Source organism: bacterium (genome assembly GCA_037131655.1).
In the GTDB taxonomy this organism is placed as follows: Bacteria; Armatimonadota; Fimbriimonadia; order Fimbriimonadales; family JBAXQP01; genus JBAXQP01.
The window spans coordinates 1-10,671 of sequence record JBAXQP010000071.1; the positions used below are offsets into that span (position 1 = coordinate 1).

Consider the following 10,671-nt stretch of genomic DNA (forward strand, 5'->3'; position numbering starts at 1 on the left):
GGTAATAGTCATCGGGAGTGCACCTGGCTTAGCGACGATAACCGCAGAAGGTAGTAGGCAATCACATGATGCTACGAAAACCAGTTTTCGCTTTGACGAAAGAAACCCTTTCTTCACGGTGTATGTTACCGTGATTTGAGCTTCGCCTGTGCTGAATGCTTTAGCGCCATCGCTCTGACCACAAGCAAAGACATCTCCGTCTGGAGCAACCAAACCGGCGAAGACAGAAAGATAGCAATCTGTATCACCACTGATAGGAAGTACAAACCTACCTTTGCTATTGAATTCAGCTATCGTCAAACGAACCATCGTCGCTTTCGAATCATCAATTCCCGTTGGGTAGGAATCGGATCGCCATCCGACCATTGCCACAGTCGTCTCTGGCGGCCATTTCCAATAGGCCTGAAGTACCCCAGCATTCTTTTCTAGGCGTGTTGCTGTAACATCGGGCAGATTGGCAAATTTCTGTGTGACTCCAACTACAGCAATCTGTGCATTGATTGTAAGCGCAGTGTAATATGCGACAGCTTGCTCGGGTTTCTCATCGATTGCCTCATTTTCACCGATGGATCGTAGTAATATGCCTAGAGAGTCAACCTGTGATTTCGTAATTGAGGCTCCTTGCTTCATGGAAAGTGGTTGGCGTGACCTTACAATACTAACTTCACCGCATAAAGGTGGTGTCCAAGACGCCTTTACCTTTTTTTCATCAAGTATGAGGCGAAACGATGCCAGAGCAGTAGGAAGCGGCTCTGGCCTTGCCGAGATGATTGCCCCATTGCTCAATTTCGCCTTGCCATCAGTTCCCCGAAACTGGCAAAAAACGCCATAATAATAAGTTTGACCATTAGTGACTTGCCGATCTACAGCAGTAGTCTGGTTGGAGATCGGGATATTATCCCCGTCAACTGGTGACGATGGGGCGCGGTCTGTACGTCGAACTACCTGGATGCCGAGTACCTTCCCAGGGAGCGACCACGAAAGGTTGATCAGGCCGTCAGAAGGGATTACTGATAACCCCTCTACATCAGACGTGACTAATACCGGTGAAGAAATAGCCCCCGTTGATGAAAAAACATCACCGCGAACTGCGAAGATTGCATAAAAGCATGCCATCCCGACAGGTGCTTTTAGATCATCAAACATTGTGGCAGTTGTTTGTGCCACATCATCACCATCTTGTCTCAACGAGGGCGTGCCACCGACTTTTCGAACTATTGCGTACCCACTCACTCCTTGTGAGGAACTTGCATGCCACTGTAATGAGACACGTCGTTGATCCAGGCTGACAGTAAGGCTTGATGGGGGAGAAGGAGGTAAACGGCGTAGCGCATCACTCGCCTCCGAGCAGTCAGTGCAAATAATTACGATGCCAGCATAATCTCTTGCAGCTTCTTCTTTTCGCCCCGCAGCCTCCTCCTGTCTAGCTTTTGATAGCAATGACTTAACATCGTCGATACCGTTGAAAACAACCTTCAACAGAGTTGTAGCGTCAGCGTTTGATCGATCCTTCTGGAGAAGTGACTCCAATAGTTGTTGTGCCTTAAAGAGCTGACGTTCACTTACGGCAGTGCGCGCGTCATGTAACACTTGATCAATATTGCCGCGTCCTCGTTGTAGCAGATCTTCGAGTTCTCGTAGCTCGGTATTTCCAGATCCGACATCGACTTTCGCTTTGGCAATAAGATTCTGGGCGTCACTCAAGGCATTTGCTTTGATAAGTCTCCGAACTTCACTCAATGTGTAGGAGAATGAGGCTGCAGTATCGGCATCTAATCCGCATTTATCGCATCGTCCAACGCGTGATGCAAACACATTCCCGCATTTGGGACAGGCGATGCGAAAAGCATAACCACATATACAGGTCACTGCTTCTTTTGGATTAGGCTTCTGGCATGAAGGACAAACGACTTCATCGGTAGGAATTGAAGGCATTTGGATACTGTAGCCTTCACTTCGAGTACGCTCCAGAATGATTTGCATTGCTACGGGTTTCGGAATGGTGCCTTCAACACTTCGAAGCAAAGTCTCAATATAATCAGCCGTAAGTATCTTTTCTGAAGGAGTAAGTTTCTTATCCTTCTCTGATCGAATCTTCATGTCTAGCGCATCAAGCATCGGGCGGATACGTTCTTCGCCGATTGTGCGAAGGTATTGCCGGCGCCTCATGGGGTCTTTAAGGAGGAGTTCTTCGATAGAGGCGATTAAATTCCCATGAATAGGCTTCAAAGCGCCATCAAGCCCAGTGTTACCCAGTCTATTTTTTTCGTCTTCGTGTGCCTTTTTCGCAGAAGTTAGCCTGGCATCGTCCTCTGCATAGGATAGATCGACCCCAAGGTAATCGTATAAGTTCGACTTGCCAAGCTTCTGACAATTCTCAGCAATTGTCTTCGCCTTATGAGGGGGCAACGGTTCGACTGAGAGATCAAATAGAAGGCGTAGAACCCCTTCTAATGGTGGGAGAGTCGGTGCATTCGCTGTACGAGGCCCACTAAGCCATTTCTCCAGTTCACCCGCAGTCGGGCCAAACGGGTGCGAATACATCCTTATGAAGCGTTTCTTCTGATCATCAGATGCATTTTGATCTTTCAATATGAGATCAGCTTGCACCCGTGCGTCTCGAACGCGTGCCTCTAACTCCTTCTGCCGACGTGCCTGGATGAATACCCGGTAATCTTGCCTTTGGGAGGCATCCGTGAGGATAGGGGTGTAGATGCTATCGATCTTGAGGCGATAGATATCTGTGCCTGTCGATTGCGACTGCGACCATTTCTTCCGCATCTCTTCGATCTTCGCGGAGATAATGGTCGTACTGTCGCATGTGATATCGATACCCAACACTTCAAAGATATCCTCCGGGATCTCCACCCCGGAGAAAACGTATGTATCCTTCTTGGAGAAGAACGACATTACTCTGCCACCTGTTATCACTCAGTTGATGATCGTGAAGGAACTGCAACGTTACGTGCAACCTACTGAACATGCGCGCTTTACGCTTGGGTCTGTGAGGCATTTCCAATGAAACGCTCAAGCTCGATGGAAATACCGCATAATGACAGCATGCAGTGTGATCACGAGATTGCCAGCGCGCCGACTGCGGCCTTCGCCTTTTCGACTTCCTCTTCTGACATCACGCCTTCAAGTTTGATATCAAATTCAATACGGTTGTGACCAGTCTGATCCTCTGCATACACATGCAGTTTACCATTGGCATCAATTGTAAACTGCACTAGGACTGGTGCCCCCTGCTGTAAACTAGGAGGAATCGGCAGTTCTCCCGTATCGGGATTAAGTTGTTTCCACCCAGAGATATTGCGCTCATCGGTGATATCAGCCTGGTTCTCCATGACTTTTATTTCGGCGAATTGCTGGTTTGCACTCACGGTTCGGAACTGTTGAGTCGTTTCACACGGGAACTCGGTCTGATCTGGAAGCATAACGGCAATGATGTCACTGCAATCATCGTCAACTGCCTGGATACCGATGCTATGCGAGAGTACATTCACGATACTCGTTGCCAATTCCCTCGCTGCAACGCCAGAGGAAAGTCCAAAGATTTTCGCAGCCTGATGGACTGCCTGTTCCTTTTCGGCCTCAGTCGCTGTATTAACATCAATCCCTTGTGCTTTAAAGTATTTTTCAACTTCCTCGCCCAAGGCGATTTTTCGCGCCACAAGCGCGGCACCTTTTGCAACGGCTTCATCTGGATCATACAATTTAGGTTCTGTTCCGAATTCCTCCTGCACAGCTTTTCCGATTTGTGGCATGCGTGTCGAACCACCCACCAGCAGTATCACATCAATTCCGGCAAGGTTTTTCTCGTTCTTCGCCCGCGCAACAAGATCCCTTGAAAGCTGGATTGTCCGTTGACACAGCATTGAAGTCAGCTCATCAAATAACTCGCGAGTTACTTCAACCTTCATGCGCTCGCCACAACTCACCATGATATTTGTGGAAGTGCGATTGGTGAGAGCTTTTTTCGCCTCTTCACAGCGTATCCACAGGTCTTGGTACGCCTCTTTGTTTTCATCTTCACATAAATCGATACCATGCTCGGTTCTAAACTGATCGGTAACATAATCGACAAGGGATTGGTCCCAACGCCGTCCGCCCAATTCTGCATCCCCTCCAGTCATAACAACGCGAATGTTGTTATCGACAATCTGGATGATGGTAACATCAAATGTACCACCCCCCAGGTCGAAGACCATGACCGTCTGGTTATTGTTATCCGATTCAACGCCGTAACTGATCGCGGCAGCAGTAGGCTCTTTGAGAATGTTGAGAACATTGAGGCCGGCGATCAGCCCTGCTTTACGTGTTGCATCGATTTGACTGTCACTGAAGTACGCAGGCACAGTGATTACGACATCTTCAACCGGCATACTCAGATCGGCTCTGGCGTACTGTGCGATCTTCTTCAGAATGAGAGACGAGACATATTCAGGGGTATAGGTTGTGCCATCTATCTCCTTGGGTGCATAATCAGGTTTACCCATGAATCGCTTGATCTCTGAAAATGTCCGCTCTGACTCTAGCACCGAATTCCGCTTGGCCTCTATACCAACGACGACATTGCCGCTCCCTTCGACATAGACGACAGATGGTAACACCGACATACCATCGTCCAGTATGTTCTTGAGAATGACTGGAATGCCATGTTCGTCGACATAGGCTATCGCTGAGTATGTCGTTCCAAGATCAATGCCGAAAACCCGTTTTGCCTCACTCATCTGTCCTTACCTCCTCGATAGGTTGCTCATCGCTAACCTGATTATCTACAGGAATCACCTGTAGTGACGTATCATACTTATATGCGACTACCTGCTCGGGACGCATAAGGCGTCCGTTCTGCCGATACCCTGGCTTCACCCGACGAGCAATGGATCGGTTGAGGGTCTCATCTCCCACCGGTTCAGTTTTTACGACCTTCTGCAGGGAAGGTTCAAATATGTCGTTATCCGAAGAAAACTGCTCGACGCCATATCGGTTGAGTGCGTCAATCAACTCGTCGTATAAGAATGAAAGATCGCCTTTAGACACGTTATCCTGGCTGATAATTTCTTCGAAGTGATCTGCCCAGCCTATTAGCTGGCGGAACAAAGGCTCCATCGCTTTTTGAAGGAAATTCTCTTTATAATCTAACATCTCTCGATGAAGCTTCTCAAAGTTTAAACGTTGTAGACTTTGGTCTGCTATCTCGCGCTGAAAGGCAGTCTTCAAACCAGTAACTTCAGTAGTAACTTCTTGTAGTCCTAAAGAAATACTCTCAATTGCTGTAGATTGCTGTGTGAATATTTCCAGAGCTGGGCATTGTGATGGAATGGTGGAGGGCGCTGATAGCGGAGACTCGGAAGGGGATAAAGTATCTACAACCTTTTCCGTTTCGCACTCAATTGTCCCGATTGTTGAATCGTCTCCAGAAAAAGTGGGTTGCGCTACTGGAGGTAGAAGGACCTCACCAACTGGTGCCGAGAACAGTGTAGGAACTGCCTGGGTAGCAGATACATGCGTATTTGGTTGTTGATCGTTACCCAGATCAGGCGGTAGAGTTGGAACTTCGTAAAGTACGTCTTGTCGCTTCAACTCTGGAGCCTTTGGGATAGCTTGTGCGAATACAGATTCTGGTCTTTCATCGTTTGCCATGTTTAGACCTCCTCTAAATTGATCCTGAATATATTCAAACATAAAAGGAGTGCGTACCTATTCGGTAAACTCCGTGTCAGTTATTACTGTGTTTATAGTAATACCTTTCTTAACACACGTCAATAGCAAAGTCTGTTTCTGTAGCAAAGCCTGTTTCCTTCAAACAATTATTTTTTATACAAAAAAGCGTTCGTGCAGTATACCAATAAACTTACATCTGCAGGTAATTATAGCCACTCCAGGGTAGCGATAGGGATTACCGCGATTTTGCAGAGACTCCAGACGTTGGGCAACAGTTGCTGAAAAGGCATAATGTATTGCTAATCATGCAGAAACCATTGCACAGCAACGCACGCTAAATCGAGTTGTTCTGCCCACTGTTATAGATAAAATCATCATTCACCCCATCTTCGCCAATCCCGTTGCGTGAAAAAAATTCACTCTGACAAGAGTGAGCTATTACATAAAAACTGTAAGTAAAAACTGTAAGTAAAAACTGTAAGTTTGACAAGTGAGTGAGTAAGTGGTATCCTCCGATATATTAATAGCTCTATTTTAGAATACAAAAATCATGAGACTGGTTGATCCCAGATAATTTTTTTTGAATGTGTGACAATCATGTCACAGAACTAAATCGGAGGTAATTCGAATGGTTGAGAAATGTTATACTTGTGTCTGGTGGCAGAAATACGCCTATGATACGAAAGGTAAGTGCAACGAGCACAATAAGCCAACTGATCAGAATTTTGGTTGCGCCAAGTGGAAAAAGAAATAGGAAGCTGCTCGGGATATCCACTATATAGTTTTCGAACCGACGAAAGATAGCATTACCCACGTATAATTGACATGGATACCGGGGTTGCTCATTATACTTTTGGAGGCATGCAGTGAATATAACAAGTTCTGAAGCTCATGAATTAACTCCTGGTAGCATCCGATGGGATGACACACAGGATGCGACCCTACTCTGTCAGAGCCTGCTTGAACTTTCTGCGGTTGATCAGGGTGCTTTATGGGGGAATGAATATTGGGTTGATCAAGAGAAAATCAGAGGATTGGCCCTCTTTCTTCGTGCCAGCTTACCTTATGAGGCTGCTAGACCGAAAGAAGCACGGCAACAGCTACTTGATTTGACCTATTCAGGCAACAACCGTGCCTGGTTGGCTTCATTGTGCGCTTCATTGCCATTCGATGATGTAAAACAGCAAATCGCCAGCTTCTGCAATGAAAGGCTAAAAGCCGGAAGTAAACACCGTTGGGAAAAAGTGCTTGCGCAAATTCCGGGCAAGATAACAGAGCCAATTGCAGATTACCCCTAATATGAGAGGACTCATCGGCATCTCTGTCGAATATATAGGTATCTAACGCCAATATACAAGGAGATGCCGATGAGTCCACTAACTGATAGAATATCTTCATTCTTATCCCATGTCAACCGTAGCTTGTTTTCTCTGTTGGATGATGCTGAAATTGAGCATACCCCCAAGCTCTTACAGCTTGCTACGCTACTGGAATTGCTACAAATTGAGAGATTCGCTCCGCGACACTCACCTTACAAAGTGGGGGTTAAACCTAAATATCGGCAGCAATTGCTGCGTACTTTCGTGGCAAAAGCATTCTATAACGCTACGGATACCAAAGCATTCCGCGAACGATTGCTGCAGGATAAGAGTTTGCGCAAGGTTTGTGGCTGGGCATATCGATGGGAAATCCCGAGTGAATCAACATTCAGTCGGGTATTTACTGAATGCGCTGAGACTGGTTTAACCGATACTGTACATGCAGCACAAGTTGATTTCTGGTATGGCGACTCCGTTATTCGCAATGTTTCGACTGATTCCAGTGCCATACCGGCGCGTGAGAAGCCAGTAACTCGTGCCAAACCTAAAGAAGATGTTGAACTGGCCGCCAAATCTGATGTAGAACTGGCGGCCAAACCTAAAGAAGAAGCTGAACTGGCCGTCGAACCAGCTTCTGGGAAAAAGAAAAAGCAGAAAAAAGATGGCGCAGCTAAAGCGTCTTCCACGCCTGCAGAGCCTACGCGATTGGAACGTCAAATCACGCAGGTGCCGGAGATCGCATTATTGGAGTTGGCGACCGCCTGTGATGTTGGCTGCAAGACGAACAGCAAGGGCAATAAGGATTATTGGATTGGCTACAAGTTTCATGTACGGGTGGCTGATGGCAAAATACCATTGATAGCGGTAACCACGGCAGCGTCAGTGCATGACAGCCAGGTGGCAATCCCCTTGATGAAGATGAGCGATCGACTGGTTACATCATTATATGAGCTAATGGATCGCGGATATGACGCAAAATGGATACGCAAGGCTGCGGAATTAGCGGGACATGTCCCAATTATCGATTATATCCGTCGTCGCGGGCAGGAGCATGCAGAGCAACTTGGCCCTGACCGTGCCGAGCATTACAAAGGAAGAACGGTGGTCGAACAGTTTAACGGGCGCTTGAAAGACGAATTCGGCGGGAATCATCTACGAGTCCGCGGTCCGCGCAAGGTGCATGCGCACCTGATGTTTGGCACGCTCGTCATCTTCGCAGATCAGATATTGCGTACAATAACATAAAACTGATCCAGTGAAGGAGAATAATGCAGGTTTTTGGCCATCCTACATGACGGCCAGGGCTACGCATACTTCGCGCAGCGTAAAAAGTTGAATTTTGGTGTGTTAGCAGTTAAGTTAATGCCCTATAATGCTACTTTGGCCAAAATTATAGCGCATTCCGGTGAAAATTGGCGCTAATTTGCAATTAGCTCAACAGAGCCATTTATCAACGAGATCCTTGAGACGTCTGATAATGATATCATTTCCCGAGTACTATACGGCTATCAGGAACATAGGGGAAATATCCCAACTAGTGTGTGGACGAACAGAATTATTGAATTGGCGATGGACAGTGATGATAATGTCCGCAATCCTGCCTGTCAGTTGGCAATAACTCTACCGAGTAATATGCTTCAGGACAAAGAAAGAGTTATCGTTAATTATTTAACAGAATGGTTTGAGCAATTGGACCCCCAATTGATAGGATTGGATGAGTATGCGCCTCTCGCAGCAATGTACAGTAAATGTGGTGAGGATTTTAAAGGAAAGTATGAAGAACTGTTGTTGGGCTGCATTAAACATGATGCAAATAGCATGAAAGTTGATCAGATTGCAGCTTGCACTAAGGCATTGGCACAGGAGCACTCTCCATTATTCACGAAACTAATTGAGTGGATAGGAGAGGCGGGCTATTTTCAGCTCATCCGGAAGACTGCAGCGGCTTTGCGAACATCATTAAAGAATGAGCATGATGAAAAGTGGCTTGAAGAGCAAGTCTTACAGCTTCCCTATCAAACAAGCACCGGCACGGCAGTTTTGGGGAGCACATTGGGCTATGTCCAATGCATGGATTCGGCATGGCAATTTGCGCAAGCGCAGGGTGAAGATTCCCTTTCGTTGAGTTTCCTTTCATCTCTAGCTTGTGGTGGGAACAGCGAGGCTGTTTACATCCTTTCTCAACTTGAAAAATCTTTGTACCAGTCTATTCAACGTAATGAGAGCAACACAACCCCTGAATTGTTACATGCGTGGTCTGAGATGCAAAGAGATTTACTAAGCTCTTTAAGTATATGGGCGTATCAACCGACAGCATGTATCTCGATACGTTGGAAATCTTTGTTAAGCATGCTGCGAATAGGAAAAGATAATTACTTTCCCACCCAAGGTGCACTTATTGGGATGGCGAATCTATGCTATGCAAAGCAATATCCGGTCAGCTTCACCTAGTCTACCCAAAAGTCAAGCTATCCGCAAGTTGATGCTGGATAAGGGGATACGATGGGGCGAAAGTATGGTGTTTCTTTCTCATGGAAGCGAGCATTAGGGATATCAAGTGCAATAAATAAGATTGCGGTGATGACATTATGCGGTACAAAGACCTTGGAGAAGTATTGGCATACACAGAAAACGTTAAGTCTGTGTGCGAACACTGAAGGTGTATATTGCTGTAGCAAGCACTTTCGGCGGTGACGAGGTAATCGATATCTGAGTTATCCAAGGCAGGCAAAGGAGGCTTCGCGTGCTCGAATCGTTAGGTGTGCTTTTAATCATTATTATTGCTTTTGTCGTAATGCTGGGGCAAGGCCGTCGAGTTGGCGGATGTCTGTCAAAAACATTCAGCGGAATTTTCACAGGTATTGCTGGCTGTGCGATTGCCATCATCCTCATGTTGATCATCGGCGGGATGATGTTAGGAAAGGTGAATAGCTTTTTCGCAGGTATCTTTGGAGGCGGGCAGAAACCATCAACGTTGGATCAACAACTTACTGTCACCATGTCGTTTGATCCCCCTTCCCCCATCGCAGTTGGGAATATTCTGAAAATAAAAGTTACCCCTCCGGCTCGATCAAGTGTATCGGTACAAGTTAAAGATGAATCTGGGAACATCGAGACGTTATCCGCCAAAGCCTTTCAGCACTCTTACGAGTGGAAGCCGGTATCGTAGAGCCAAATCAGAAAGTTGGGGTTGTACTTGATTATCAATCAAGCATTGATCACCTTCACCTTGGAGTTTGCGTCGGTCAGAATGTCCCGACCAGCGGTTGGGGACGAGCACCGTTGGTTAATAGCCAAATTCCTACAGCGGATTCTTTCGGGCTTACAAATGGTTGGGCTGATCCTGTGGATTTTCTAAAGAACCACAAGGCTGATAACTCCTGGTAGTTATCATGGTCTATTGAAGTAATCAGTTATGCCTCAACTAATCGCAATAATTATCATAATATATCTTGCATACCTTTTGATCAGGTATGTTGTGATACCTATTGTCATTATGGGCGGAAAATTGATTGCCGTCATCTTTGCCGTAGCAATTTGCGTTGGTATATTATCTGGACTCTTACTAGCTGCCAAAACACCGTTTATCTACTTCTCCCACCTTCAGAAACGGGCTAGATAACGAATCATCGATGTTTCGTATTCGCTGCACGGTTGAGAATTAAAACATTATTGTACTATACAC

Annotated in this window: 8 protein-coding genes; 5 read left to right on the top strand and 3 right to left on the bottom strand. The window is 46.3% G+C overall.

Going from position 1 to position 10,671, the window contains the following annotated elements; translation table 11 throughout:
* The 3 genes from WCO51_04935 to grpE form a co-directional block, all read right to left on the bottom strand.
* A partial coding sequence (locus WCO51_04935; protein MEI6512604.1) for a zinc ribbon domain-containing protein occupies positions 1 to 2,910 on the bottom strand: 2,910 nt, incomplete at its 3' end.
* 161 nt (positions 2,911 to 3,071) lie between these two features.
* Entirely contained in the window at positions 3,072 to 4,733 is a 1,662-nt protein-coding gene (locus tag WCO51_04940; GenBank protein MEI6512605.1) for an Hsp70 family protein, read from the bottom strand.
* Positions 4,726 to 5,646, bottom strand: a complete 921-nt coding sequence (gene grpE, locus WCO51_04945) for a nucleotide exchange factor GrpE (GenBank protein MEI6512606.1) — start codon at positions 5,644 to 5,646, stop codon at positions 4,726 to 4,728. Before grpE ends, WCO51_04940 begins: the two co-directional genes overlap by 8 nt.
* 649 nt (positions 5,647 to 6,295) lie before the next feature.
* On the opposite strand from grpE, the gene WCO51_04950 reads away from it, so the two are divergent.
* The 5 genes from WCO51_04950 to WCO51_04970 all read left to right on the top strand — a co-directional run bounded on the left by WCO51_04950 (position 6,296) and on the right by WCO51_04970 (position 10,155).
* Positions 6,296 to 6,421, top strand: coding sequence for a hypothetical protein (locus WCO51_04950; GenBank protein MEI6512607.1), 126 nt, complete (start codon positions 6,296 to 6,298; stop codon positions 6,419 to 6,421).
* 112 nt (positions 6,422 to 6,533) lie between these two features.
* On the top strand, positions 6,534 to 6,965 hold the full coding sequence (locus WCO51_04955; protein ID MEI6512608.1) for a hypothetical protein: 432 nt from the start codon (positions 6,534 to 6,536) through the stop codon (positions 6,963 to 6,965).
* A 69-nt stretch (positions 6,966 to 7,034) separates the two neighbouring features.
* Entirely contained in the window at positions 7,035 to 8,231 is a 1,197-nt protein-coding gene (locus WCO51_04960; GenBank protein MEI6512609.1) for a transposase, read from the top strand.
* 324 nt (positions 8,232 to 8,555) lie between these two features.
* A complete protein-coding gene (locus WCO51_04965) occupies positions 8,556 to 9,437 on the top strand; it encodes a hypothetical protein (GenBank protein ID MEI6512610.1) in 882 nt (293 codons plus the stop codon).
* A 292-nt stretch (positions 9,438 to 9,729) separates the two neighbouring features.
* On the top strand, positions 9,730 to 10,155 hold the full coding sequence (locus WCO51_04970) for a hypothetical protein (protein MEI6512611.1): 426 nt from the start codon (positions 9,730 to 9,732) through the stop codon (positions 10,153 to 10,155).
* Positions 10,156 to 10,671 lie beyond the last annotated feature (516 nt).